The sequence below is a fragment of the Mesorhizobium sp. RCAM 06353 genome, assembly GCF_059683585.1.
Map to the genome: position 1 here is coordinate 5,337,048 of NZ_CM185031.1, position 25,295 is coordinate 5,362,342.

General features: G+C 62.4%; 24 protein-coding genes and 2 tRNA genes. 15 read left to right on the forward strand and 11 right to left on the reverse strand.

The features are described 5' to 3' along the window. Nucleotides 1-124 precede the first annotated feature (124 nt). From AC56QX_RS25925 to AC56QX_RS25950, 6 genes are all read left to right on the forward strand, one after another. Nucleotides 125-1,291 carry an ROK family transcriptional regulator gene (locus tag AC56QX_RS25925; protein WP_497111332.1) on the forward strand — a complete coding sequence of 389 codons (1,167 nt, stop codon included), beginning with the start codon at nucleotides 125-127 and terminating at the stop codon, nucleotides 1,289-1,291. Next, nucleotides 1,288-2,052: an ATP-binding cassette domain-containing protein gene (locus AC56QX_RS25930; RefSeq protein WP_464610833.1), complete on the forward strand. Its 765-nt coding sequence runs from the start codon at nucleotides 1,288-1,290 to the stop codon at nucleotides 2,050-2,052. Before AC56QX_RS25925 ends, AC56QX_RS25930 begins: the two co-directional genes overlap by 4 nt. A gap of 40 nt (nucleotides 2,053-2,092) precedes the next feature. Further along, the gene (locus AC56QX_RS25935; RefSeq protein WP_027057230.1) at nucleotides 2,093-3,133 is read left to right on the forward strand and encodes a sugar ABC transporter substrate-binding protein; all 1,041 of its coding nucleotides are present in this window, start codon (nucleotides 2,093-2,095) and stop codon (nucleotides 3,131-3,133) included. A gap of 120 nt (nucleotides 3,134-3,253) precedes the next feature. Then, a complete protein-coding gene (locus AC56QX_RS25940; RefSeq protein WP_497111333.1) occupies nucleotides 3,254-4,249 on the forward strand; it encodes an ABC transporter permease in 996 nt (331 codons plus the stop codon). Nucleotides 4,250-4,262: 13 nt separating this feature from the next. Then, entirely contained in the window at nucleotides 4,263-5,030 is a 768-nt protein-coding gene (locus AC56QX_RS25945; RefSeq protein WP_497111335.1) for an SDR family NAD(P)-dependent oxidoreductase, read from the forward strand. A gap of 101 nt (nucleotides 5,031-5,131) precedes the next feature. Further along, nucleotides 5,132-5,353 carry a hypothetical protein gene (locus AC56QX_RS25950; protein WP_497111336.1) on the forward strand — a complete coding sequence of 74 codons (222 nt, stop codon included), beginning with the start codon at nucleotides 5,132-5,134 and terminating at the stop codon, nucleotides 5,351-5,353. Nucleotides 5,354-5,395: 42 nt separating this feature from the next. Here the strand turns inward: AC56QX_RS25950 and AC56QX_RS25955 are convergent. Then, nucleotides 5,396-5,471, reverse strand: a tRNA-Val gene (locus AC56QX_RS25955). A gap of 217 nt (nucleotides 5,472-5,688) precedes the next feature. On the opposite strand from AC56QX_RS25955, the gene AC56QX_RS25960 reads away from it, so the two are divergent. Both AC56QX_RS25960 and AC56QX_RS25965 read left to right on the forward strand, forming a co-directional pair. After that, a tRNA-Asp gene (locus AC56QX_RS25960) sits at nucleotides 5,689-5,765 on the forward strand. A 389-nt stretch (nucleotides 5,766-6,154) separates the two neighbouring features. Beyond that, on the forward strand, nucleotides 6,155-6,670 hold the full coding sequence (locus AC56QX_RS25965) for a hypothetical protein (protein ID WP_497111338.1): 516 nt from the start codon (nucleotides 6,155-6,157) through the stop codon (nucleotides 6,668-6,670). A 179-nt stretch (nucleotides 6,671-6,849) separates the two neighbouring features. Here the strand turns inward: AC56QX_RS25965 and rbsK are convergent, their stop codons facing one another. From rbsK to AC56QX_RS25980, 3 genes are read right to left on the reverse strand one after another with little or no spacing between them, the layout of a single operon-like run. Continuing rightward, nucleotides 6,850-7,779: a ribokinase gene (rbsK, locus tag AC56QX_RS25970; RefSeq protein ID WP_497111340.1), complete on the reverse strand. Its 930-nt coding sequence runs from the start codon at nucleotides 7,777-7,779 to the stop codon at nucleotides 6,850-6,852. 4 nt (nucleotides 7,780-7,783) lie between these two features. Beyond that, nucleotides 7,784-8,236 carry an RbsD/FucU family protein gene (locus AC56QX_RS25975; RefSeq protein WP_497111342.1) on the reverse strand — a complete coding sequence of 151 codons (453 nt, stop codon included), beginning with the start codon at nucleotides 8,234-8,236 and terminating at the stop codon, nucleotides 7,784-7,786. Nucleotides 8,237-8,278: 42 nt separating this feature from the next. Continuing rightward, entirely contained in the window at nucleotides 8,279-9,337 is a 1,059-nt protein-coding gene (locus AC56QX_RS25980) for an ABC transporter ATP-binding protein (protein ID WP_497111343.1), read from the reverse strand. Nucleotides 9,338-9,613: 276 nt separating this feature from the next. On the opposite strand from AC56QX_RS25980, the gene AC56QX_RS25985 reads away from it, so the two are divergent. The 4 genes from AC56QX_RS25985 (at nucleotide 9,614) to AC56QX_RS26000 (ending at nucleotide 13,741) form a co-directional block, all read left to right on the forward strand. Further along, complete coding sequence (locus tag AC56QX_RS25985) at nucleotides 9,614-11,281, forward strand: ABC transporter substrate-binding protein (protein WP_027042385.1); 1,668 nt, start codon at nucleotides 9,614-9,616, stop codon at nucleotides 11,279-11,281. Between the two features lie 98 nt (nucleotides 11,282-11,379). Continuing rightward, a complete protein-coding gene (locus AC56QX_RS25990; protein WP_477437705.1) occupies nucleotides 11,380-12,501 on the forward strand; it encodes a carbohydrate ABC transporter permease in 1,122 nt (373 codons plus the stop codon). Between the two features lie 11 nt (nucleotides 12,502-12,512). Next, a complete protein-coding gene (locus AC56QX_RS25995) occupies nucleotides 12,513-13,430 on the forward strand; it encodes a carbohydrate ABC transporter permease (RefSeq protein WP_027042383.1) in 918 nt (305 codons plus the stop codon). Continuing rightward, nucleotides 13,427-13,741: a hypothetical protein gene (locus AC56QX_RS26000; protein WP_497111344.1), complete on the forward strand. Its 315-nt coding sequence runs from the start codon at nucleotides 13,427-13,429 to the stop codon at nucleotides 13,739-13,741. The genes AC56QX_RS25995 and AC56QX_RS26000 overlap by 4 nt, the downstream gene beginning before the upstream one ends. Here the strand turns inward: AC56QX_RS26000 and AC56QX_RS26005 are convergent. Continuing rightward, entirely contained in the window at nucleotides 13,738-14,481 is a 744-nt protein-coding gene (locus tag AC56QX_RS26005; protein ID WP_497111345.1) for a creatininase family protein, read from the reverse strand. The two genes, AC56QX_RS26000 and AC56QX_RS26005, sit on opposite strands and share 4 nt — an antisense overlap. Nucleotides 14,482-14,484: 3 nt before the next feature. Then, nucleotides 14,485-15,051, reverse strand: a complete 567-nt coding sequence (locus AC56QX_RS26010; RefSeq protein ID WP_497111346.1) for an SIS domain-containing protein — start codon at nucleotides 15,049-15,051, stop codon at nucleotides 14,485-14,487. A gap of 150 nt (nucleotides 15,052-15,201) precedes the next feature. Between AC56QX_RS26010 and AC56QX_RS26015 the strand changes: the two genes are divergently transcribed. After that, entirely contained in the window at nucleotides 15,202-16,224 is a 1,023-nt protein-coding gene (locus AC56QX_RS26015; protein ID WP_497111347.1) for an aldo/keto reductase, read from the forward strand. Nucleotides 16,225-16,304: 80 nt separating this feature from the next. Here the strand turns inward: AC56QX_RS26015 and AC56QX_RS26020 are convergent, their stop codons facing one another. The 4 genes from AC56QX_RS26020 to AC56QX_RS26035 form a co-directional block, all read right to left on the reverse strand. Beyond that, nucleotides 16,305-16,577, reverse strand: coding sequence for an HU family DNA-binding protein (locus tag AC56QX_RS26020; protein WP_023798342.1), 273 nt, complete (start codon nucleotides 16,575-16,577; stop codon nucleotides 16,305-16,307). A gap of 299 nt (nucleotides 16,578-16,876) precedes the next feature. After that, nucleotides 16,877-19,288 carry an endopeptidase La gene (lon, locus tag AC56QX_RS26025; protein WP_497111348.1) on the reverse strand — a complete coding sequence of 804 codons (2,412 nt, stop codon included), beginning with the start codon at nucleotides 19,286-19,288 and terminating at the stop codon, nucleotides 16,877-16,879. 273 nt (nucleotides 19,289-19,561) lie between these two features. Continuing rightward, the gene (gene clpX, locus AC56QX_RS26030) at nucleotides 19,562-20,836 is read right to left on the reverse strand and encodes an ATP-dependent Clp protease ATP-binding subunit ClpX (protein ID WP_023759839.1); all 1,275 of its coding nucleotides are present in this window, start codon (nucleotides 20,834-20,836) and stop codon (nucleotides 19,562-19,564) included. Between the two features lie 295 nt (nucleotides 20,837-21,131). After that, nucleotides 21,132-21,761, reverse strand: a complete 630-nt coding sequence (locus AC56QX_RS26035) for an ATP-dependent Clp protease proteolytic subunit (protein WP_027028592.1) — start codon at nucleotides 21,759-21,761, stop codon at nucleotides 21,132-21,134. Nucleotides 21,762-22,098: 337 nt separating this feature from the next. On the opposite strand from AC56QX_RS26035, the gene AC56QX_RS26040 reads away from it, so the two are divergent. Next, nucleotides 22,099-22,689 (forward strand): hypothetical protein, encoded by a 591-nt coding sequence (locus tag AC56QX_RS26040; protein ID WP_497111349.1) that lies wholly within the window; start codon nucleotides 22,099-22,101, stop codon nucleotides 22,687-22,689. Between the two features lie 18 nt (nucleotides 22,690-22,707). Here AC56QX_RS26040 and AC56QX_RS26045 read toward each other — a convergent pair whose 3' ends face one another. Beyond that, the gene (locus AC56QX_RS26045) at nucleotides 22,708-23,811 is read right to left on the reverse strand and encodes an NAD(P)/FAD-dependent oxidoreductase (RefSeq protein ID WP_497111350.1); all 1,104 of its coding nucleotides are present in this window, start codon (nucleotides 23,809-23,811) and stop codon (nucleotides 22,708-22,710) included. A gap of 104 nt (nucleotides 23,812-23,915) precedes the next feature. Here AC56QX_RS26045 and AC56QX_RS26050 point away from each other — a divergent pair, with 104 nt between their 5' ends. Beyond that, complete coding sequence (locus AC56QX_RS26050; protein ID WP_497111351.1) at nucleotides 23,916-25,166, forward strand: cytochrome P450; 1,251 nt, start codon at nucleotides 23,916-23,918, stop codon at nucleotides 25,164-25,166. Nucleotides 25,167-25,295: the final 129 nt, after the last annotated feature.

The window sequence follows — 25,295 nt, forward strand, 5'->3', positions numbered from 1 at the left end:
AGGGCCTAGGCCCGGATGCGGCTTGCGGCTCTCCCGGATTGGAACACGTTCTGATTTATTTTTGAATTCCATTTGACTAAATAAATCTTTGATGCGAACCTGATGTCAATCGGGGGCGCAAGGCATGGCATTGCGAGGGACCAATCAGGAATTCGGGCGGCCGTACAACCGGCGCATCGTGCTTGAATCCATTCGCCTGCATGGGCCGATCGCCCGCGGCGAGATCGCCAGCCGCGTCGGCCTCACCGTCCAGACCGTATCGACCATCGTTCGCGAGTTGGTGGAGCAGGGCTACATCCTCTCCGTGCGCGAGGAACCGAAGGGGCGCGGCCTGCCGCCGGCGACGCTGCGGATCAATCCCGAGGGGGGCTATGCCGTCGGCATCCACATCACCCCGCTCGGCATCAATGCCGCCCTGATCAATCTGAGCGGCGACGTGATCGAGAGCACTTACCGCGAGGCCCCGAACGCGACGCCCGACCACGCCTTCGAGCTGATCGGGGCCATGGTGTCCGAATTGACCGGATTGCGGGCCGGCGGGCGGGTCCTCGGGGTTGGCCTGGCCCTGCCCGGACCGTTCGGTGTCGAATCCATGAGTTTCGTCGGCCCGACCACCATGACCGGCTGGAAGGATGTGGCGCTGCGCGATCGGCTGGCGGCCTCGACGGGACTGCCGGCCTTCTTCGAGACCGACATGGCGGCCGCGGCCATGGGCGAACGGCTCTACGGCCTCGGCGCGCAATTCTCCGAATATTACTACCTCTATTTCGGCGTCGGCCTCGGCGGCGCCATGGTTCATGACGGCAGCGTGCAGCGTGGCGCCTGGGGCAATGCCGGCGAGGTCGGGCACATCCCCGTCGTTCCCGGCGGCCAGCCTTGCCCCTGCGGCAACAGCGGTTGCCTCGAAAGGTACCTTTCGCTCGAGGCGCTCCGGCGCTGGAACGGCACAGAGGCCGATTGGGTCGCGGAAGTCGCGCCGATCTTTCACAATGCCATCGCCATCATCGAGAACCTGTTCGATCCTGAAACGGTCATCCTCGGCGGGCTGGCGTCCACCGATCTGCTCGAACGGCTGGCCGCTTCGGGTGACGGCCTGCACAACTCCGTCTCGGCGCGCAAGGACCGCACGACGCCCCGGGTCATGGTCGCGCGCGGAGGGCAGCATTCCGTGCTGCGCGGCGCCGCCGCACTTGCGGTTTCGGGAGTGCTGTCGCCGCGCTTCGGTCAGATGTTCGCCCCCGAACGTGAACGCGGCCGCGATCTTCTGACAGCCAAGGAGATTGCGGCATGAGCGAACCGCTGCTGGTGCTCGACAACGTCACCAAGAACTATGGCGCCATCGAAGCGCTGAAGGGAATCAGCTTCTCGATCGGCAAGGGCGAAGTGGTGGCGTTGCTCGGCGACAACGGCGCCGGCAAATCGACACTGGTCAAGATCATATCAGGCGGACTGGAGCCGACCTCGGGCCGCATGCTGTTCGAGGGCAAGGAGTTTCTCGCCCGATCGCCTGCCGAGGCCAAGGCGGCGGGCATCGAAACTGTCTACCAGGACCTGTCGCTCTGCACCAATGTCGACGTGGTGGCGAATTTCTTCATGGGCCGCGAGATCACCAGGAAGGTTCTCGGCATTCCCGTGCTTGACGAGCGCGCCATGGAGGCCGTCGTCGAGAAGGCGCTGGCCAGCGCCGGCACCCGCATTCCGTCGCTGCGCACCAATGTCGAGCACCTCTCGGGCGGCCAGCGGCAAGCCATTGAGCTCAATAGGTTCGTGCATTGGGGCGGCAAGCTGGTGCTGCTCGACGAGCCGTTCGCCGCCCTTGGCGTCGAGCAGACGCGGCGCGGCCTCGACATGATCCGCCAGGTGGCGAGCCAGGGCATCGGCGTCGTCATCATCACCCACATCATGCAGCAGGCCTTTCAGGTCGCCGACCGGATCGTGGTGATCCGGCAAGGCGTCGTGGCCGGCGATGTCGCACGCAACAAAACAAGTCCCGATGCGGTGATCAACATGATCACCGGAGAGACGCTTGCCGGTGCCGGACCGGCGGGCTGAGGGACAAAAGAGGGGTCCGGCTTAACAGGGAGCCAATGACATGAAGCGAATACTTCTTGCTGTCTTCGGTATCCTGGCACTGGCCTTTGCCACGCTCACGCCGGCATTCGCCCAGTCCAAGGGTGTCGTCTATTACATGGTGCCGACACTGCTCGACGAGTTCCAGACCGGCTCGGTGAGTGCGCTGGAGCTGTTCCTGAAGCAGACCGGCTATGAGATGAAGACGCTGAACGCCGACAACAAGACCGACGCCCAGCAATCGCAGATGAACGACGTCATCGCCCTCAAACCGGCGGCGATCATCCTGGCCGCCGTCGATTTCAACGCGCTGAAGCCGTCCATCGAGGCGGCGCGTGCTGCCGGCATTCCGGTGGTCGAATTCGACCGCCAGATCACCTCCACGCCGTCCGACTTCACCTCGGTCGCCGGCACGGTCGAAATCGGCTATGTCGCCGCCGACCAGGCCGAAAAGCTGCTGAAAGCCAAGAACGGCTCGGTGAAGGGCAAGGTGCTGCAGGTGCTGGGTGACCCCGGCGATCCCTACACGCTCGACATCCAGAAGGGGTTCGAGGAGAAGATGAAGGCGTTTCCGGACGTCAAGATCATCTCGCTTCCGGCCATGCAATGGGAAGCCAGCAACGCCGGCACCATCGTTGCCGACCAGATGCTGGCCAACCCCGACATCGACCTGATCTTCAGCCATGCCGCTCATCTCTCGGTCGCCGCCGTCGCCTCGCTCGAGGCTGCCGGCAAGAAGCCCGGCGATGTGATGCTGATGAGCTCGAACGGCGCTCCGGTCGGCCTTGACCTCATCCGCAAGGGCTGGCTCAACGTCGAAGTCGAGCAGCCGCTCTACGCGCAAGCCGCGGCCGTCGCCATGTTCATGGACAAGGTGGTCAAGAAGCAGGAGATCAAGCCCGGCGAATATGACGTGCTTGGCCTGAAATCGACCGTGACCAAGGAAGCCTGGGGCCCGAACATCAAGATCCCGGGTGCGGCCATCACCAAGGAAAATGTCGACAACCCGGCCTTCTGGGGCAACCAGAAGCCGCCGACGGACACCGTCAAGTCGGTCGAATAGGCACCTCGCCTGCACGCTCCGGGCCCTCACGGCCCGGAGCCGATCCTCCGCAATTCCAATCCGCGCATCGTTGCGAAAATCGAACTGATTTTCGGAGACATGCGCCAGCCGGATCAGCCCATGAACCCTCGCACCCGCCATGCCCTGGAGTTCGTCCTCGACAACCTCGTCTGGTTCATGCTGCTGTTCGTGCTGGTGGTCTTCTCCATCTTCATCCCGAACTATTTCCAGCTCGGCATCTTCGCCAACATCATCGAGGCCTCGAGCGTGCTCGGCGTCATGTCGATCGGCTTGGCGCTGGTCATCATCGCCGGCCATATGGACCTGTCGGTCGAATCGGTGGCGGCGCTCAGCGCCATGGCGGTCGGTATCCTGTTCTGCTCGTCGGGCATCGGCCTTGGCGTCCAGTTGCATCCGGAATGGCTGATGGTTCCGGTGTCGCTGCTGTTGGCGCTGGCCGTCGGCGGCCTGATCGGCGCCTTCAACGGCTATCTGGTGGTCAAGGTGAAGATGAGCGCCTTCATCATCACGCTGGCCTCCTACATCTGGGTACGCGGTCTTGTCCTGGTCATTTCAGGCGGCCGCTCGGCGCAGGATCTGGCACCCGCCATCCGCTGGTTCGGCATCCAGCGGCTGATCGGCCTGCCGCTCACCGCCTGGATCGCCATCGCCTGTTTCGTGGTCTTCTCGCTGATCATGGCCAAGACGCCGTTTGGCCGGCACCTGGTGATGATCGGCGGCAACGAAACGGCGACCTTCCGCGCCGGCATCCGGGTGAACCGCAACCTCATCATCGCTTTCGTGCTGGCCGGCGCCATTGCCGGCCTTGCCGGCTGGCTGCTGGCGATCCGCACCTCGGGCGCCACCGCCAATCTCGGCGTCGGCCTGCTGTTCAACGCTTTCGCTGCGGTGGTGATCGGCGGCGTCAGCCTGAAGGGCGGCGTCGGCACGCTGCCCGGCGTCTATGCCGGCGTGCTTCTCCTCTCCGCCATCAACACGGCGATCAATCTGATGGGGCTGCCGGCCAATTTCACCCAGGTCATCCATGGCCTGCTGGTGCTGGCCGCCGTGCTGCTCGACGCTTTCAAGCAAACCATTCGCCAAAGACTCGCATGACAGGACGGCTCACATGACCCGACTGAACGACAAGGTCGCGCTGATCATCGGCAGCGCAAGCGGCATCGGCAAAGGCACCGCACTGCGCTTCGCCGAAGAAGGTGCAAGGCTGGTGCTCGCCGACACCGATGTCGAGGCCGGACAAGCGACCGCGGATGAGCTTGGCGCTCCTTTCATCGGCACCGACATCTCGCAAATGCGCGACGCCGAGGCCGCGGTGGCATTGACGCTGAAGCATCACGGCCGGCTCGACATCATCGTGCAGAATGCCGGCATCTATCCCTGGCAGTTGATCGAGAATACCAGCACCGACGACTGGGACCGCGTCATGGCCGTCAATCTGCGCGGCACTTTCAATGCCACCCGCTCCGCACTGGTGCCGATGAAGGCGCAGCGCTACGGACGCATGCTGTTCACCTCATCGATCACCGGTCCGCATGTCACCAGTCCGGGCCACGGCCATTATTCGGCGACCAAGGCAGGCATCAACGGCTTCATCCGTTCGGCCGCTCTCGAATTCTCCGGTTACGGCATCACCGTCAACGGCGTCGAGCCCGGCAATATCCTGACCGAAGCCATCCAGCTGCATCGCGGTGCCGCCTATATCAAGAACATGGAGGATTCCATCCCGCTCGGCCGGCTCGGCAGCCCGCGCGACGTCGCCAATGCCTTCCTGTTCCTCGCCTCCGACGACGCCAGCTACATCACCGGCACGACGATTGTTGTCGACGGCGGACAATTGCTGCCCGAGGGTAAGGATTTCCGGATGGTACCGCCGTGATCTTTACATCGACGCCGGCAAGTATTCCCTCGTAAGTTGCATGGAACACATCCGCACCTCAAGGGTTGTCTATCAGTTCTAGTCAACCGAGGGGTTTGCGAATGGTCGACGAAATCAGAACAAGCCATATCTACCAGCGGGCTCATGCTTTAGCGGAAGGTGGCGTCCACACCTCTCCAGGCGAGATTGTTGCCGCGTTGCTGGCCGAGGGTTACCCGGAAGCAGCCGAGCTGTTGAACACCAAAAACATCCATGCCGATCTGAGGCGCGTTTGCGATGCGGCCGCCGATAGACAGCCAACCGCGCGCGACATTCGCCACTGACGTGGCGCTCATGGACAATGTGGAGTGGTGGGGTGATTGGAATGGTGGGCGATGACGGGCTCGAACCGCCGACATCTTCGGTGTAAACGAAGCGCTCTACCAACTGAGCTAATCGCCCGCTCCGGCGCGGACCTTTAAGCGGTCGGGACCGGCTTCGCAAGGCCAAATGAACAGGCGACGCCATGTTCGCAGGCCGGATTTGTCAACAAAACGCCGGCTGTCAAAAAACCTTCTCCAGTTTGCTGTTATGATGGTTTGGTGCGCTTGACACCCGGTGGCGAACCCCTTATCCAGCGCCCCAACGACGAACACGGCTGACACGTGCTCGTCAATGCGCGGGTGTAGCTCAGTTGGTTAGAGTGCCGGCCTGTCACGCCGGAGGTCGCGGGTTCGAGCCCCGTCACTCGCGCCATTTCTCTCAAGGGTTTCAAACCCTTGGCACAAGGGAAATGTCGACATGAATTGTCAAAGTCCACTTTCAGAAATGAAGTGTCGAGGCGCGGCCTTTGCGCCTTGTCGGCGGCTTGTATCCTGGCGGCCGGTGATCATTCCGTGCCGACCGTAAGGGGCCGACTGTCTTCACAGCCGTCTTCAAAAAAACCGCCATGCATGCGTGACGGTGTGGCAAACGGGACGCCACTCCAATAGGCTGAAAAGCAGCTCCTGAACCGACTCAGCCTGGGTTGAGCCGCGTTTGATCTTGCGAATTTCGCTTGCGGATTTGCCCACAAAGCGCTCGATTCATTTCGCAGGTAGCGGAGCTGCACCGGTATGCTGCCGAAACGGTATGGAGGACTTATAGTGTCAATCGCACCAAACATTCCTATACGCACGATATTCACGCTCGTTTACCTGGGTGCCGTAACGACGGTCGCCACCGCCCTTTTCCCAGCGACCGCGTCGGCCGACCGGCTGCAGCCGTGCGCGCGCGAGGGCGGCATCTGTCGTCTGCCGTATCCCGCCGAGGTGGTCTACGGCGCCCGGGGCCGCACAACCTCGCGCTACTTCGAGCGAAACGCGGTACCCTGCACAAATCGCGTTTTTGGCGACCCCGCACCGGGCAGGCCAAAGTCGTGTTTCATCGTCATGCGCGACCGCGACCAGTCGGATGACAATTACGACGAGCCGCGCCGCGAGAGGTGGGCGGCCTGTGCCGACGAAGGCGAATACTGCGACTTCGATGGCCGCAAGGTGGTCAGATACGGGGCGCGCGGCCGATTCACGCAGGACGTGTTCCGCAATGGTGTCCAATGCGACAACGATACATTCGGCGATCCTGCGCCTGATCAAGAAAAACGCTGCTACATCAAGCAGTAAGCGGTCAGGCCATCGCCTGCGGGACATCTAGGGCGCGTCGCATTGAAGCGGATTCATGCGACGCGCTTTGGGTCCTTGTTTTGATGTATGCAGTTCTCCCAAACCGAGGTCACTTTTGGCGACATGCGTTAGCGCTGGAACAGCCTGATGGCTCGGTTGGGCCGCGAGCCTCAATTGTCTCAGCCCTTCGCCAGCAGTGCCTCGACCTCCTGCAGCGTCGGCATCGACGGCGCGGTGCCGGGACGCGTCACCGAAATGCCGGCCACGGCGCAGGCGAAGCGCACAGCCTCCAGCGGCTCCACGCCTCGCGACAGCGCTGCGGCGAAGCCGCCATTGAAGGCGTCCCCTGCACCCGTGGTTTCGACAACCGGCCCGGCACTGATGGCTGGGATATGTTCGGAGCGGCTCTTCGTGTGCAGTAGCGCGCCCTTGTCGCCGAGCGTTACGATGACCGTGCCGACACCCTTTTCAAGCAGCTTGCCGGCGGCGGCCCGCGCCTCATCGACCGAGGACACTTTCAGCCCGGTCAATTCCTCGGCCTCGGTCTCGTTTGGCGTGAGATAGTCGCACAGCGTGTAGATGCGGTCGGGAAGCTTTGCCGCGGGAGCGGGGTTGAGGATGGTCGTCACCCCTGCCCCGCGCGCGATCTCCAGCGCCCGCGTCGCGGCGTCGATCGGCTGTTCGAGCTGCGTGACGAAAACGCCGGCGCCACGAATCAGATCCCCGTTGGCCTCGATGTCGGCCGGCGAGATCAGCATGGCGGCGCCAGGGCTGACGATGATGGCGTTGTTGCCGCTGCCCTCCTCGACGAAGATGTAGGCAGCGCCGGTATAGCTCTCCGGCGTGTCGATGACGGCGCTCTTCACGCCGGCATCCTGCCAGGTCCGTTTGGCCATGTCGGCGAAGGCGTCGACGCCAAGCCGGGTCAGGAAGGTGGTGTCGGCACCGAGCTTGCCGGCGGCAACGGCCTGGTTCGACCCTTTGCCGCCCGGGCCCAGCTTGAACGAATTGCCGAGGATCGTTTCGCCCATGCGCGGCTGGCGATCGGCGCGATAGGCGGTGTCGGCGACAAAGACGCCCAATATGACGACAGGCTTGCCGGTGGCCATGCTGCTACTCCGCATCCGGCGGCACAACGCCCTTGCGGAAGGCGAAGCAGCCATAGAAGCGGCGTTCGCCGGTCTGGATGACGCAATAGGCCTGCTTGGCGCGCTCATAGAAGGCATAGCGCTCGACGGAAATCATCGGCCAGGCCTTGCCTTCGGCCTTGTCGATTTCCTTTTGCACTTCCTTCTGCACCGGCGGGATCTCGTCCGGCTTGCCGACGATTTCCATGCGCGCGGCCGAGTCATCGACGAATGTGTCCAGCGGATAGAGCGACAGCACCGCCTTCACTACTTGCGCCGCCGATGCGTCGATGCGCAGCAGCTTGCCGTGCACGGTCTGCTTCGCCACCGAATCCGACGGAAAGTTGGTGTCGGCGATGATCAGGTCATCGCCATGGCCCATCGCCCGCAATGCCTGCAGCACGTCGGCATTGAGCAGCGGATTGATGCCTTTGAGCATGATAGTCCTCGTGAAGCCCGTTTGAGATTAGAGACGTTGAGATCAGAGACGCTTGCCTGTCTCGGCGTCGAAAAGATGGATCTGGTCGAGTCTCGGCTTCAGGGTCAGCGTGTCGCCGGGCTTGAAGTCGTGGCGTTCACGGAACAGCGCCACCATCTCGCCCTCACCGAAGCGCAGGAACACCAGCGTTTCCGAGCCGGTCGGCTCGACCACCGAAATCTTCGCCGGCACACCGTCGGGATGGATCTCCAGATGTTCCGGGCGCACGCCATAAACGACGGCCTGCCCGTCTTGCGCGGCGCTGTTCGGGGCAATCGGGAACAGCGTGCCAGCGATCTCGACGCCCGGCTTGTCGCCCTTGCGCATGATGCCTTTGAGCAGGTTCATCGACGGTGAGCCGATGAAGCCGGCGACAAACAAATTGGCCGGCCGGTCGAACAGCTCAAGCGGCGCGCCGACCTGCTCGATGCGGCCATCGCGCATGACGACGATCTTGTCGGCCATGGTCATGGCCTCGATCTGGTCGTGGGTAACGTAGATCGTGGTGGTCTTCAGCCGCTGATGCAGTTCCTTGATCTCGGTGCGCATCTGCACGCGCAGCTTGGCGTCGAGATTGCTGAGTGGCTCGTCGAACAGGAACACCTGTGGATTGCGCACGATGGCGCGCCCCATCGCCACGCGCTGGCGCTGGCCGCCGGAGAGCTGCCGGGGATAGCGCTTCAGATAGGGATTGAGATCGAGGATGTCGGCGGCGCGCTTGACCCGCTCGGCGACTTCGGCCGGATCGGTTTTGCGCAGCTTGAGGGCAAAGGCCATGTTCTGCTCCACCGTCTTGTGCGGGTAGAGCGCGTAGTTCTGGAACACCATGGCGATGTCGCGCTTGGCCGGCGGCAGATGATTGACGACGCGGTCGCCGATGGCGATCGTGCCGCCGGAAACGGTCTCCAGCCCGGCCACCATTCTGAGCAGCGTGGACTTGCCGCAACCCGAGGGGCCAACCAGCACCACGAACTGTCCGTCGGCGATATCGACGCTGACCTCATGCAGAACCTTGACGGTTCCAAACGCCTTGGCCACCTTGCTGATTGCGACTTGAGCCATCGTCCTCCCTCTCGTTGCGGTGAAGCTAGCCAACGCCAACGGCAAGGGCAAGTCGGTCTCTTATAGATAAAAATCCATTCTCGTTGACACAGCATCCCGTTGTGCGAATAGTGATAGTTGCCAATCCGAATGCCGGACCTTTCACCCGGAAAGCGGAACTCCAGGCGACGCAGGGTGGGGTCCCACGTCCCCGTACTATCAAGGAGAACCGCCGACGTCTCGGCGTCCGAAATATTGGCGTATCAATTCACGGCTTTGTTCTGGGAGGAATGGTAGATGAGAGTCGGTCTTTACGAGAAAATGGTCGGCGCGGGAGCCACCCGGCGCGACATATTGAAGGGTGCGGCCAGCATGGCCGCTATCGCCGCCGCATCCGGCGCCGGGCTTGGCGCGTTCACGCGTCCGGCCTCCGCCGCCAGCGAGCTGCGCACGAAAATCCTGCAGATCCCCGGTGTCGGCAAAGGTCAACCAACCGATGCCGATTTCCAGAAGGTCGGAGAGCTTTGCCTTGAAGCAACCAAGGCCAACGTCAAGGAAGGCGAATTCGCCGGCGTCGAGCTGACCTTCATGGGTCTCAACAACCAGAACCTGCACAACGTGCTGTTCCGCGGCTTCCTGAAGCCGTGGGAGGCCTATACCGGCGCCAAGATCAGCTGGATCGACCTGGCGCAGGCCGACTACAACGCCCGCCTGCAGCAGTCGATCGCCACCGGCACCGTCGACTTCGACATCATCGAGATGGGCGCGCCGTTCGAAGGCGATGTCTGCGGCAAGGGCCTGACGTCAGAGATGCCCGACTGGGTCAAGAAGCAGATCGATTTCGACGACCTGGTCAATTATCTGAAGCCGCCGGTCGGCACCTGGGATGGCAAGCAGTATCGCGTGACCATCGACGGCGACACGCACAATTTCAACTACCGCACCGACGTGTTCGCCGATGCCGACCTCGCCAAGCAGTGGAAGGACGGGGGCGGGGCGGGCGAATGGGGCGTGCCGAAGACCTGGCAGCAGGTGCAGGCCGTCACCAAGTTCCTCAAGGGCAAGAAGTTCAAGGGCCAGGACGTCTATGGCTATCTCGATGCGCCCAAGCCATGGGGCGGGTTCGGCTTCTACTTCCTCGGCAGCCGCGCCACCGCCTATGCCAAGCATCCCGATGACAAGGCATGGCTGTTCGACGCCGATACGATGAAGCCGCGCATCAACAATCCGGCCTGGGTGCGCGCCATCCAGGACGTGATCGACGCGCTGCCCTCCGAACCGGCGGACCAGATCAACGCCGATCCGAACACCACCGGCTTCCAACAGTTCCTGGCCGGCACCGGTTCGATGATCCCCTGGTGGGGCGACATCGGCTCCAACGTCAAGACCAACGATTCCTCGGTCATCGGCGACGTCACCGGCTTCTCGATCCTCCCGGGTTCGGACGATGTCTACAATTCCAAGACAGGCGCCTGGGAGAAGCTCGCCAGCGGGCCGAACTATTCGCCGAACTGCGCCTATCTCGGCTGGGGCGTCTATGTCATGGCCCGCGTCGACGCCGACGAGAAGAAGAAGAAGGCGGCCTGGTCCGCCGCTGCCCATCTCGGCGGCAAGGACCTGTCGATCTGGACGGCGATGTATCCGTCCGGCTTCCAGCCCTACCGCAACTCGCATTTCGATATTCCGGAATGGGTGGCGGCCGGCTACGACGAGGCCTTCATCACTTCCTACCTCAAGTCGGAAGGCGATTCCTACAATCATCCGAACGCGGCGATCGAGCCACGCATCCCCGGCATCTTCCAGTACTATTCCGCCGCCGAGGATATTTTGGCCAACACCTTCGCCGGCAAGATGAAGGCACAGGAAGGCGCCGATGCCATCGCCGCGGCCTGGGAAAAGCTCACCGACCAGATCGGCCGCGAAAAGCAGGTCAAGCTCTACAAGGCCTCGCTCGGCCTGGCCTGATCGTAGCGTGAACCTGGGGTCCGGCGGCGAGAGCCGCCGGACCCCGTCCTGACCGGCGTGGCCGGTCGCGAAGTGCCTTTTGCAAACGGACGAGACGCGTGGCTAACCAGACTTTGCCCACCAATGATTGGCCGGCAAACGCCGTCCCATCCGATCTCATCCCGCCAGGCCGCAAACGGCTCGGCTGGGCGCTGATGGCCGCTGCAACGCTCGGCCTGCTGGCAACAATCCTTGTTCAGATCCTCTACAAGAGCGAGGTCGACACGATCGGCTTCGAGACTTGGCGTCCCGTCGTCTACGCCTATGTGCTGTGGGGCGTGGCGATCGGCATCGGCCAGGTGCTGACGCGCGGCGAGGACGGCCAGCGCGCGCTGTTCCTGTTGCCGGCGCTGCTGTTTACCATCGCCATGGTGATCTTTCCGACGCTGTTCGGCTTCTACATCGCGCTGACCGACTGGAACCTAAGTTCCTTCAGCGGCCGCAGGTTCAACGGGCTCGACAATTTCTGGCAGATGCTGGCCGATCCCTACTATCGCAATGCGCTGTTCAACATGGTGCTCTACGTGCTCGCCGTGCTGGTCGAATATGTCATCGCCTTCGGCCTGGCGCTGTTGCTCAACGCGCAGATCCGGGCGCGAAAGTTCTTCCGCGTCGTCTTCCTGATGCCGCTGATGCTGTCGCCGGTGGCGGTGTCGTGGATGGTCGGCAAGTCGCTGATGGAATATCGCTTCGGCCCGGCGGCGACACTGGCGCGTCATCTCGGCTGGGAAAACCCGGCCTTCTTCTCGGATCCGATCATCGCCCGCATCTCGATCATGGTGCTGGATGCCTGGACCTTCATCCCGTTCATGATGATCATGCTGCTCGCCGGCTTGCAGGCGATGTCACGCGAAATCCTCGAAGCGGCGCGGGTCGACGGCGCCAATGCGTGGCAAACCTTCTGGCAGGTCACTTTCCCGCTGATGCTGCCGGTGTCGGTGACGGCGGTCATCCTGCGCATCATCTTCAAGCTGAAGCTGGCCGACATCATCATCACCGTGACCTCGGGCGGGCCCGGCGGCGCCACCGATTCCGTCTCCAGTTTCATCTACCGCGAATATCGCGACCGCTCGAATGTCGGTTACGGCACCATGCTGGCGATGGCCTATCTGGTCATCATCGTCGTGTTCGTGACCTGGCTGCTGAAATTCGCCAACCGCTTCGTGCGCAACGTCAACTGAGCGGTGGAATCATGAGCGTTCAAACCACCGAGTACACCGTTTCCGAAATCCGCTCGCCGGCGAGCTTCATCACCAGCCGTGTCTTCATCTATGGCGCGCTGGTGTTCTGGGCCTTCATCTGCCTGTTCCCGATCTACTGGACACTAACGACCTCGTTCAAATCGGCGGTCGATGTGACGCAAGGCCACCTGATCCCCTTCGTCGACTTCCAGCCGGACTGGAAGGGCTGGCGTTCGCTCGGCCTGTCGCCGGATTCGATCTTCCAGACGTCCACGGTGCGCGATGAGTTCTTCAAGCGCTTCATGAATTCGGTCATCACCTCGGTCGGCGCGTCGAGCCTTGCCATCGTCATCGGCAGCCTTGCCGCCTACGGCCTCACGCGCTACCGCTACAAGTTCGCCTGGTTCAAGAACGAGGACATCTCGTTCTTCTTCCTGTCGCAGCTGATCCTGCCGCCGGTGGTGCTGGCACTGCCCTTCCTGGTGCTCTACCGGGAGGTTGGGCTGCTCGACACGCGCATCGGGCTGATCCTGCTCTACACGCTGATGGTGCTGCCGATCGTCATCTGGATCATGCGCGACCAGTTCAATTCCATCCCGGTCGAGCTTGAGGAAGCAGCCCTCGTCGATGGCCTGTCGATCTGGGGCGCCTTTTTCCGCATCGTCATGCCGATCGCGCTGCCGGGCATGGTTGCCGCCTTCATCCTGGCCATGGTGCTGTGCTGGAACGAGTATTTCTTCGCCGCCCTTTTGACCTCGACCGATGCCAAGACCATTCCCGTCATGGTGGCGAGCCAGACCGGCTCGCAAGGCATCAACTGGTGGTCGATGGCAGCGCTTGCCACCGCGGCCATAGCGCCGCTGGCGGTCATCGGCATCGCGCTGGAACGCTATCTGATCATGGGCATGACGGCGGGAGCCGTGAAGTGACGAGCCAATACTGGTTCGCGCGCAACACCCGCGTGGGCTACAAAGGCTACGACCGCTATGGCAAGGGCGTCATGCCTATCGCCTGGCAAGGTCGAGCCGTCATCGCCGGCTTTGTGCTGGCGATGGTCTGCGGCGGCCTGCTCATGGCCCTGGTGGGCTTTTACGCCAATCACCTGGCGCTTGGCATAGCCCTCTACGTCATTCTGGCGATAGCCGGCGCCGGCACCTTCATCTGGGCCGTGGCCACCAAGAGCGATCCGGACAAGTCGATCGCCGACTATCGGGCGGAGCGGTTGAAAAGCCGGGGTTAGGCCTTCAGGATCGCCCGCAGGTGATCCATGATCATGGCGACGCCCTTTTGGCCGAGTTCCGCCGATGCGTCCTTGGCATCAGCTGTGTACCAGCCCGTATTGTCGGCGAAGCGGGCGGCATCGACCGCCTCCGGACATAGCGCCAGCATCAGCGATGTCTCGCCGATGCCGGCATGGTCGAATGGGTATTTGCCGGTCATGGCGGCCGGCATCAGCGGATGCACCTGCACCCAGTTGAAGAAATTCTCCCCCGCGGCATGTCCGGCATAATAGTCGGCCATCGTCTCGGAGCCCCACCAACCCTCGCCGCGCTGCTTCTCGAGGAAGCGGAAGATCGCCTGCCTGCCGGCGGTCTTGAAGGCGAGATCGGTGGGCATGCCGGCGGCGAAATTTTCCGTCTGGTGATGGATGATGGCGTGGATGTTGCGGAAGCCGATGCGCAGCAGGCTGTAGAACAGCGCCTCGCCGAACGGCGCCAGCTGATTGCCGCCGACCTGCACCGAGCCTGTGCCTTCAGGCGCCGCCACCGCGTAGCTCGCCGCGCCGTAGTAGAAGGGCGGCAGGATGACGATATCCCTCTCCTTCTCGAACAGCTCCAGCGTCTTGATGACGGCCAGCGTGTCCATGCCGACGGCCATGTGCTCGCCATGGTATTCGAGCACGCCGAGCGGCAGCGCGACCGGCCAATTCTGCGCGATCGCCTTGCGGATCTGGTGCGGCAGCATCAGCTCATAGCGCATGGTCTATTCCATGTTGGTGTGGCGGGCGCGCATGGCTTCGGGCGACGCACCGGTCAGCGATTTGAGCTTCAGCACCATCACCTCTAACAGCAGGAACAGCGCGCCTTCGAACACCGAGCCCATCGGCAGCACCGAAGTCTTTTGCGGCCCCAGGTCATTGGCCATGGTCTGCGCCGGGATGAGCAGCGTGAAGTCAGCCCGCTTCGCTGCGCTGCCTTCGGCCTGAGCGGTCAAAAGCATATTGGTCGCGCCGGCATCGTGCGCGACCTGCATCAAGGTCAGCACCGTCGAGGTTTCTCCCGGTCCAGAACTGGCGAGGAAGACGTCGCCTGGGCCCAGCGGCGGCGTGGTCATGTCGCCGACCACCGAAACCGGCAGGCCGAGATGATAGAGCCGCATGGCGAAACCCTTGACCTGCAAGGCCTCGCGACCGCAGCCATAGACGACGATCTGTTTGGCTTCGGCCAACAGCTTGCAGGCGGCATCGATGCGGCTCTCATCTACGCGCGCCAGCACGGCGCCGAGTTCGTCGAGCGCGGTTCCAAACAGGTTTTCGTTCTTGTCGCTCACCGCAAACCTGCCCTCGAATGTCCACGAACAGCTTGATTTCGTTCATGCTAGCAACCGCGAAAATGCGTGTCCAACACTGCGCAGCGCTTTTGCCTGATCACAGGCATGATAGTGTCATGTCAGACAAATCAAGCCAGGACACACCAGGACATGAAGACACGGCATTTCGACCGCATTGGCAATGGCGGCATCACCTTTACCGAGCTCGGCTTCGGCACGGCGCCGCTCGGCAATCTCTACCGCGCCGTCTCCGACGAGGATGCCAATGCCACGCTCGATGCCGCCTGGGCGACCGGCTGCCGCTACTACGACACCGCGCCGCTCTATGGGCTCGGCCTGTCGGAAACACGGCTCAACCCGTTCCTGCGCGGCAAGAAGCGCGACGACCATGTGCTGTCGAGCAAGGTCGGCCGTCTCATGCGCGCCTGCCCTCCGGAGCAGCGCACGGGCATCGGCAAGTTCTTCGACACGCCGTCGCGCAGGGAAGTCTACGACTACAGCTATGACGGCGTCATGCGCTCTTTCGAAGCCTCGCTCGAGCGGCTTGGCGTCGACCGGATTGACATCCTGTTCGTGCACGATGTCGACATCTTCACCCATGGCAGCAAGGAGGCGTCCGACCAGCGCATCGAAGAATTCATGCGCTCGGGCTATTACGGGCTGCTGTCGCTGCGCGACCAGGGCGTCATCAAGGCGTTCGGCGGCGGCATCAACGAATGGCAGGTTGCCCAGACGCTGGCCGAGCGCGGCGATTTCGACCTGTTCCTGCTTGCCGGGCGCTACACGCTGCTGGAACAGGAAGCGCTGACTTCCTTCCTGCCGCTTTGCCAGAAGCGCGGCATCGGCATCGTGCTGGGCGGCCCCTACAATTCCGGCATCCTGGCGACGGGGCCGAAGCCTGGCGCCTACTACAATTATTCCGAGGCGCCGCAGGACGTGCTCGAGCGGGTGGCACGCATCGAGGCGGTCTGCACGCGCCACAGCGTGCGCCTGATCGAGGCTGCGTTGCAGTTCCCGCTGCAGCATCCTTCGGTGGTGTCGGTGATCCCTGGCGGCCAGCGGCCGGCGGAGGTCGAAAGCAACCGGTCACTGCTCGACGCAGATCTGCCGGCGGCCCTTTGGGCCGACCTCAAGAAGGAAGGCTTGCTGCGCACGGATGCGCCGACCGCATAACCCCACGCGTCGGAGTTAGGCACAAAAAATGAAAAGCCGGGCGAGCCCGGCTTTTCTGTCTCTGAAAAAGAAAAACGCGTTTAGTTGACTGCGTCCTTGAGGCCCTTGCCGGCCGAAAACTTCGGCACGGTGCGTGCCGGGATCTGCACTTCGGCACCGGTCTGCGGGTTGCGGCCGGTCGAGGCCGCACGCTTTGACACGGTGAAATTGCCAAAGCCGACAAGCCGGACATCGCCGCCCTTCTTCAGTTCGCCGGTGATGACGGAAAATACCGCATCGACCGCCGACTGCGCGTCACCCTTCGAAATGCTCGCGGCGTCGGCGACAGCGGACACCAGTTCGTTCTTGTTCATAAAAATTCCCTTCCATGAGAACACCGGAACTAACGACTCATCCGGCAGGAAACGGACTTTAGAAAGAAGCGTTCCCGCAACCAAGTCGAAAAGGCGGGAAAAAAGCGGAAAAAGCCCGGAAATGGTGGGTTCTTCACATGAAAAAGCCGGGCGCGAGGCCCGGCTTTCCGTTTGTGCAGTGCAACTTTAGCAAATGTTAATGCATGGCCCCGAAAACCGATGTCGGTTTTCGGAAAGGACCATGCATTAGTCCCAAGTGTTAGAGCGTCCTTTGCGCGTCCAATTGGACGCGCGGCGCTCTAATGCGCAAGCGACTTTCCAGCGTCGTCGACGCTGTCGGTCGTGGCCGGCGGATTGACCGGTTCGACCCATTCGATCGGCTCCGGCATACGCACCAGCGCGTGCCGCAACACCTCGCCGACACGCGAGACCGGGATGATTTCCATGCCGTTCTTCACATTGTCCGGAATCTCCGCCAGATCCTTGGCGTTGTCTTCCGGGATCAGCACCTTCTTGATGCCGCCGCGCAATGCGGCAAGCAGCTTTTCCTTAAGGCCGCCGATCGGCAAGATGCGGCCGCGAAGCGTTATCTCACCAGTCATCGCCACATCAGCGCGGACCGGAATACCCGTCAGCACCGACACAATGGCTGTCGCCATGGCAGCACCCGCAGACGGGCCGTCCTTCGGCGTGGCGCCTTCCGGCAAGTGGACGTGGATGTCGCGCTTGTCGAACAGCGGCGGTTCGATACCGAAATCGATGGCGCGCGAGCGGACATAGGAGGCCGCCGCCGAAATCGATTCCTTCATCACGTCGCGCAGATTGCCGGTCACCGTCATGCGGCCCTTGCCGGGCATCATGACGCCTTCGACCGTCAGCAGCTCGCCGCCCACTTCCGTCCACGCAAGACCGGTGACGACACCGACCTGATCGTCAGCCTCGACCTGGCCGAAGCGAAAGCGCTGAACACCGAGGTAATCGGCGAGGTTCGCCGCCGTGATGCTCACCGTCTTCTTCTTCGTCTTCAGGATCTCGGTCACCGCCTTACGCCCGAGCTTCATCAGCTCGCGCTCCAGACTCCGGACGCCCGCTTCACGGGTGTAGGTCTGGATAATGGCGCGGATCGCATCCTCGCCGACGGAGAACTCCTTCGGCTGCAGCGCGTGATCGCGGATCACCTTCGGCATCAGGTGCCGCTTGGCGATTTCGATCTTCTCGTCCTCGGTGTAGCCGGCGATACGGATGATCTCCATGCGGTCCATCAAGGGCGCAGGGATGTTCAGCGTGTTCGCCGTCGTCACGAACATCACGCTCGACAGGTCATATTCGACCTCGAGGTAATGGTCCATGAACGTCGAGTTCTGTTCGGGGTCGAGCACCTCGAGCAGCGCCGATGACGGATCGCCACGGAAGTCCTGGCCCATCTTGTCGATCTCGTCGAGCAGGAAGAGCGGATTGGACTTCTTCGCCTTCTTCATCGACTGGATGACCTTGCCGGGCATCGAGCCGATATAGGTGCGCCGATGGCCACGGATCTCGGCCTCGTCACGCACGCCGCCCAGCGCCATGCGGATGAATTCGCGACCGGTCGCCTTGGCGATCGACTTGCCGAGCGAGGTCTTGCCGACGCCGGGAGGGCCGACGAGGCACAGGATCGGCCCCTTCAGCTTCTTCTGACGGCTCTGCACGGCCAGATACTCGACGATGCGGTCCTTGACCTTGTCGAGGCCGAAGTGATCGGTGTCGAGCACGTTCTGGGCGTAGGCCAGGTCCTGCTTGACCTTGGAGTTCTTGCCCCACGGGATCGACAGCAGCCAATCGAGATAGTTGCGCACGACGGTCGATTCCGCCGACATCGGCGACATCGTCCGCAGCTTCTTCAGTTCGGCTTCCGCCTTTTCGCGGGCCTCCTTGGAGAGCTTGGTCTTCTTGATGCGCGCCTCGATCTCGGCCGCCTCGTCGCGGCCGTCCTCGCCTTCGCCGAGCTCCTTCTGGATCGCCTTCATCTGCTCGTTGAGGTAGTATTCGCGCTGCGTCTTCTCCATCTGGCGCTTGACGCGCGAGCGGATGCGCTTCTCCACCTGCAGGACGGAGATTTCGGCTTCCATGAAGCCCATCGCCTTTTCCAGCCGCTCCTTGACCGAGAGCGTGGCCAGCATTTCCTGCTTTTCAGGAATCTTGATGGCGAGATGCGAGGCAACCGTATCGGCGAGCTTGGAATAGTCGTCGATCTGGCTGGCGGCACCCACCACTTCGGGCGAGATCTTCTTGTTCAGCTTGACGTAGTTCTCGAAGTCGGTGACGACCGAACGGGCGAGCGCCTCGACCTCGACCTCTTCCTCTTCCGGCTCGACCAACGCCGTGGCGCGGGCTTCGTGGAAGTCGGGACGGTCGGTGAAGGAAACGATTTTCGCGCGCGAAGCGCCCTCGACCAGAACCTTGACGGTGCCGTCGGGCAGCTTCAGCAATTGCAGCACATTGGCGAGGGTGCCGATGTCGAAGATGGCATCGGGCTCGGGATCGTCATCGGCGGCATTCATCTGGGTGGCAAGCAGGATCTGCTTCTCCTGACCCATCACCTCTTCCAGCGCCTTGATCGACTTTTCGCGCCCGACAAAGAGCGGAACGATCATGTGCGGGAACACCACGATGTCGCGCAGTGGGAGGACTGCGAAGACGCCGTCGCTGGGAGCCTTGGATATTTTGGCCATTGTCCAACCTTTCATGTCGCGGCCACCATCAGGCCAACCGCGGATCTCATATTAACGACCGGGGATCGTTCCGCCTACCACCGTTTGTGACGGGAGTTTTACAGCACAGAATTCGGCACCTCGGCCTTCCAGTGTTAGGTGGATGCACGCGGGGCAAAGATCAAGAGTTAACATCGCTGGCAAATCCACTCCATCATCGAGTTCGGGCGCCCTTCACAGCAAAACGGCGCCGCAACGGCGCCGTTCCACAAAAATATGGGGTCGAGTGCCATATCAGGCGCTGACATTCCCCTTCTTTTCCTTCTGTTCGGAGTAGATGTAGAGCGGCCGGGCACTGCCGGTCACCACCTCTTCCGAAATCACCACTTCGCGCACGCCTTCGAGCGCGGGCAGTTCGAACATGGTGTCGAGCAGGATCGCTTCCATGATCGAACGCAGGCCGCGGGCGCCGGTCTTGCGCTCGATGGCGCGCTTGGCGATCGCCGACAGCGCATTCTCGTGGAACGTCAGGTCGACATTCTCCATCTCGAACAGCCGCTGATACTGCTTGACCAGCGCGTTCTTCGGCTCGGTCAGGATCTGGATCAGCGCCGGCTCGTCAAGGTCTTCCAGCGTCGCCAGAACCGGCAGACGGCCGACAAACTCCGGAATGAGGCCGAACTTCAACAGATCCTCGGGCTCGACCAGTCGGAAGACATCGCCGGTGCGACGATCCTCCGGCGAAGCGACGATGGCGCCGAAGCCGATCGAGGTTTTTCTGCCGCGATCCGAGATGATCTTGTCCAGGCCAGCGAAGGCGCCGCCACAGATGAACAGGATGTTGGCGGTGTCGACCTGCAGGAATTCCTGCTGCGGATGCTTCCTGCCGCCCTGCGGCGGCACGGAGGCGACCGTGCCTTCCATGATCTTCAGCAGCGCCTGCTGCACGCCCTCGCCCGACACGTCGCGGGTGATCGAGGGATTGTCGGACTTGCGCGAAATCTTGTCGATCTCGTCGATGTAGACGATGCCGCGCTGGGCGCGTTCGACATTGTAGTCGGCCGACTGCAGCAGCTTCAGGATGATGTTCTCGACGTCCTCGCCGACATAACCGGCTTCGGTCAGCGTCGTGGCGTCAGCCATGGTGAAGGGCACGTCGATGATGCGGGCCAGCGTCTGCGCAAGCAGCGTCTTGCCGCAACCGGTCGGGCCGATCAGCAGGATGTTCGACTTCGCCAGCTCGACATCGTTGTTCTTGCCGGCATGCGCGAGGCGCTTGTAGTGGTTGTGGACGGCCACCGACAGCACGCGCTTGGCGTAGGGCTGGCCGATGACGTAATCGTCGAGAACCTTGAGGATCTCCTGCGGTGTCGGCACGCCCTCGCGCGACTTCACCATCGAGGTTTTGTTCTCCTCGCGGATGATGTCCATGCAGAGTTCGACGCATTCGTCGCAGATGAAGACCGTCGGACCGGCGATCAGCTTGCGCACCTCGTGCTGGCTTTTGCCGCAAAACGAGCAATAAAGCGTATTCTTAGAGTCACCGCTGTTGTTGCCGACCTTGCTCATTTTCCTGTCCTTTCATGGCCGCCCGCCGATGGTCTGGCTGAAAGGGCGCATATTCTATCTATCGCGGGAATCCGCCGCCGCCAGTGTCCCGGCTCCCGCAACGTATTCCGTACGAAACACAAATCAGAAAACGTGGCAATGATTCGCAGCAACCCTACACAAAGCTAAGCCGTCGAAAATCAACATAGCCTTAACGTAGGCAATCCTGACCGTCGAGGGAACAGCCAATTGTGGCCGAAATGCCGCAAGACGCGCCAAAAGCGCGTGATGGTGCCATCCAACTGCCACCTAGCCCTTATGCCACGGCGCCTTCAGGCGGCTCGCGCGACGAAATGACCTTGTCGATGAGGCCGAAATCCTTGGCTTCGTCGGCGGTCATGAAATGGTCGCGGTCGAGCGTGCGTTCAATCTCCTCGTAGGTCTTGCCGGTGTGCTTGACGTAGACCTCGTTGAGACGGCGCTTCAGTTTGACGATATCCATGGCGTGGCGCTCGATGTCGGAGGCCTGGCCCTGGAAGCCGCCCGACGGCTGGTGAACCATGATGCGGGCGTTCGGCGTGGCGAAGCGCATGTCCTTGTGGCCGGCGGTCAGGAGCAGCGAGCCCATCGAGGCGGCCTGGCCGATGCAGAGCGTCGACACCGCCGGCTTGATGAACTGCATGGTGTCATAGATCGCCATGCCCGAGGTGACGACGCCACCCGGCGAATTGATGTAGAGGTTGATTTCCTTCTTCGGATTCTCGGCTTCGAGGAACAAAAGCTGCGCACAGACCAGCGTCGCCATGCCGTCCTCGACCGGACCGGTGATGAAAATGATGCGCTCCTTGAGGAGGCGCGAGAAAATGTCGTAGGCCCGCTCGCCGCGATTGGTCTGTTCGACCACCATCGGAACGAGGTTCATGTAGGTTTCGACGGGGTTCTTCATCGTTATCTCTTATCTCGCGGTGGGATTCCGGCGCCAGGAATGCCGGCAGATCGGGCAGAATCGGGACTGGATCGTTATTCTGTAGATAGGATGCCGGCTCATCCTTGTGCAAGGCCGCCCCGTCCTAGCCATCTGGGTAAGTCGAATCAAGCTTTACGGCCAAGGATTCGCATCGCCGGACGCCTGCGTCGGTCTGGGGCAGCGGGTACGGTCAGCAGCGTAGCAGTTTCTTAACCGCGTCACTTAACGAAATGCGGCAAAACCGCTTTTCTCCGCAACGGCTTGCCCTACAATTCAACGTTGAACTTGTGTGTGGAGTTGAAACAGGGGGAGTGTCATGTTCAGGAGAAGCGCATCCTTCGCCGTTGCCGGGCTGGCCATGCTCGGCACAACTTCGCAGACCGCGGCCGGCGGCCGCGCCGTCGAATGCTACGAACCGGTCCGCACGCCGGCCGTTTACGACACGGTCTATGAAGACGTGATGGTCAGTCCGCCCGGCCAGCAAGTCGACTACACCCCGCCCATCTACGGCACGCGCGAACGCGTGGTGATGACCGTTCCGGCGCAGGTGAGCTACGAGATCGTGCCAGCCATTACCCGCACCGTGTACAATACGGTGCAAGTCGATGATGGCGGCTATTCCTGGGAGTGGCGCGTCATCCATGGCCGTCGGGTACTGTGCAAGACCTGGCACAAGGCACGTTATGAACGCGTCGCCGAGACGGTGGTGATCCAGCCGGAGCGGACGAGACGCGTCGTTTCTCCGGCGCAGTACGACAAGATTGCCGAGGAAGTGCTGATACAGCCGGAGCAAAGGCGCATCATCGATGTGCCGGCCTCCTACCAGACCGTCGCGCGGCGCGTGGTGGTCAGGGAAGGCTCGTCCGGCTGGCGGCGCGTGCATATTCCCAGGCATTGCCAGGATTAATTCAGGTTCGGCGGACGTTCAGGCCACCTCCGCCCGCAACCATTGCTTCAGGCCAGCGATATCGCCGTCGCCGACGGCCGCTGCAACACGCCTGCCAACCGCCGCGCCGAATTTATAGCCATGGCCGGAGCAGGCCGAGACGATCAGGCACCTGCCCTTTTCGTGCGCCATGAATTTCTCGTCGGCGGTGAACGTGTAAGCGCAGGTGACGACCTCGGTCACCTCATATTCCTCGATCCGGGCGATCGGTGGCGAAAACAGGTTGCGGATCGCCTCGCCCTCGCCCGGCACCGGGTCGCGGTTCCAGTCGGCGTCGCTGGTCGGTACCTTGTGGAGACCTGAGCCGAATTTCATGCCGGCGCCGCCGGAGATCGGGATCGCGTAGCCGTCAACCGCGCCGCCGATGTCGAGGACGACCGGCGCCACCTGCCAGGCCGCCTTCAAGTCGGCCGGCGGTTCGACATAGGCGAGCGCGGTCCGATAGGTCTTCAGCTCGCCGTCCAGCTCCGGAAACAGCTTTAGCACCCAGGCGCCGGCGGAAACGACAATGCGGTCGGCCTGCATGGTCTCGCCGCTTTCGAGCACGATATGGCCGGCCTCGGCATCGACCTGCGTCACCTTGCTGTGCTCGTAGACATTGGCACCGTTGGCGCGCAGCCATTTGGCCAGTCCCGCCGCGATCTTGCGGCAATGCAGTGCGCCGCCCTCGGTCGAGAAATAGGCATAGCGGAACGAGCCGGCTTGCAAAAATGGCCAGCGTTTCACGGCTGCGTCCGGTTCCAGCAATTCAAAAGGGAAATTCCCCGCTTCCAGCCCCTCGCGGTACTCCTCTGCCTCGTCGCCAGGCTCACGCGAAATGCAGACAAACCCGCGCGCATCGAGGTGGCTTTCGCCGAGATCGGCCCACATCTCGTCCCAGGCCTGATAGGCCTCGGTGATCAGCCGGCCATAGCCGCTTCCGGCGCGGTAGGCGCGGCGGATGACGCGATGATGGTCGCCCGACGCCGCCAGCGGATTGGGGATCGGCCCCTGTTCGACGATCGAGACGCTGTGGCCGGCCTTGACCAGCGACCATGCCGTGGAGAGACCGGCAATGCCCGCGCCGACGACGATCACATTCATCCGTTCAGACCTTCCGCAGCCGCATTGGCTGGATCAACTCATCGGGTATCGCGCGCCAACATACGGTCTGGAAACGGGCTGGCAAGCCGCGCTATGGGTCTGGCATGACCAAATCGACGCTGCCCTATCTGGCCTTTGATCCAGCCACCCGCCAGCTGAGGCTCGACCCGCACGAGCCGGCTTTCTTCCTGAACCCGTACGAGGCCTATGCCTCGCTGCATGGCGTGGCGAATGCCTTCTTCTGGGAGGAATTCGGCTTCTGGTGCTTTGGCGGCTTCGACGATGTCAACCGGCTGCTGCGCGACCGCCGCTTCGGCCGCCAGAACCCCGCCGGCATTCCCGACAGTCGCGGAATGGGGAAGGACAGAAGCCATCTCAAGGCATTCGACGGCATCGAAGCCAATTCCATGCTCGAGCTGGAACCACCGGTGCACACGCGGCTGAGGACACTGGTCAACCGTGCCTTCGTCTCGCGCCAGGTCGAGCGGCTGCGGCCACGTGTCGAGGTGCTCGCCAACGAACTGATTGACCGCTTTGATCCGACCGGCCCCGTCGACCTTCTGCCCGCCTTCGCGGCGCCCTTGCCGATCACCATCATCGCCGAAATGCTTGGTGTGCCGGTCGAGATGGGGCCGCAACTGCTCGACTGGTCACATCAGATGGTCGCCATGTACATCCATGACCGCACCCGCGAAACCGAAGAGACGGCCAATCGCGCCGCAAGCCAATTTGCCGATTTCCTGCGTGGCTACGTCACCGAGCGGCGCAACAACCCCGGCGACGACCTCTTGTCGCTGCTGATTTCGGCGCAGGAGGACGGCCAAAAGCTGTCGGAGGACGAGATGGTGTCCTCGGCCATCCTGCTGCTCAATGCCGGCCATGAAGCGACCGTGCATCAAACCGGCAATGCGGTGCGCTCGATCCTGGCGCAAGGCGGCGATCCCCGACGCTTCTTCACCTCGGCGGAAGCGACCGCGGCAACCGTCGAGGAATGCCTGCGCTTCGACGCACCGCTGCACATGTTCATGCGCTACGCCTATCAGGAGATCGAGATTGCGCCTGGCATCGTCGTGCAGCCGGGCCAGACGATCGGGCTTCTACTCGGCATGGCCAATCATGATCCGCGCGCCTTCGCCGAACCGCAGGCCTTTCGGCCGGACCGGACCGACCAGAAGAACGTCTCTTTCGGCGCCGGCATTCATTTCTGCATCGGCGCGCCGCTGGCCCGGCTCGAACTGCAGGTGTCGCTGAAGACTTTGTTCGAACGGCACCCGCAACTGCATCTTGCCGAACAGCCGCGCTTCCGCGACACTTACCACTTCCATGGGCTGGAAACGCTCGCTGTCGGCTTCTGAACGATCGCGGGCCTGGGGCTGCGCGATGACACTGTTTTGGAGACCGGCGACGGCGTTCGCATTGGCGTTGCTATGCGCCTGCCTGGGAGCGGCGCGTGCCCAGCAGCAACCGGAGAACATCCCCTGGGA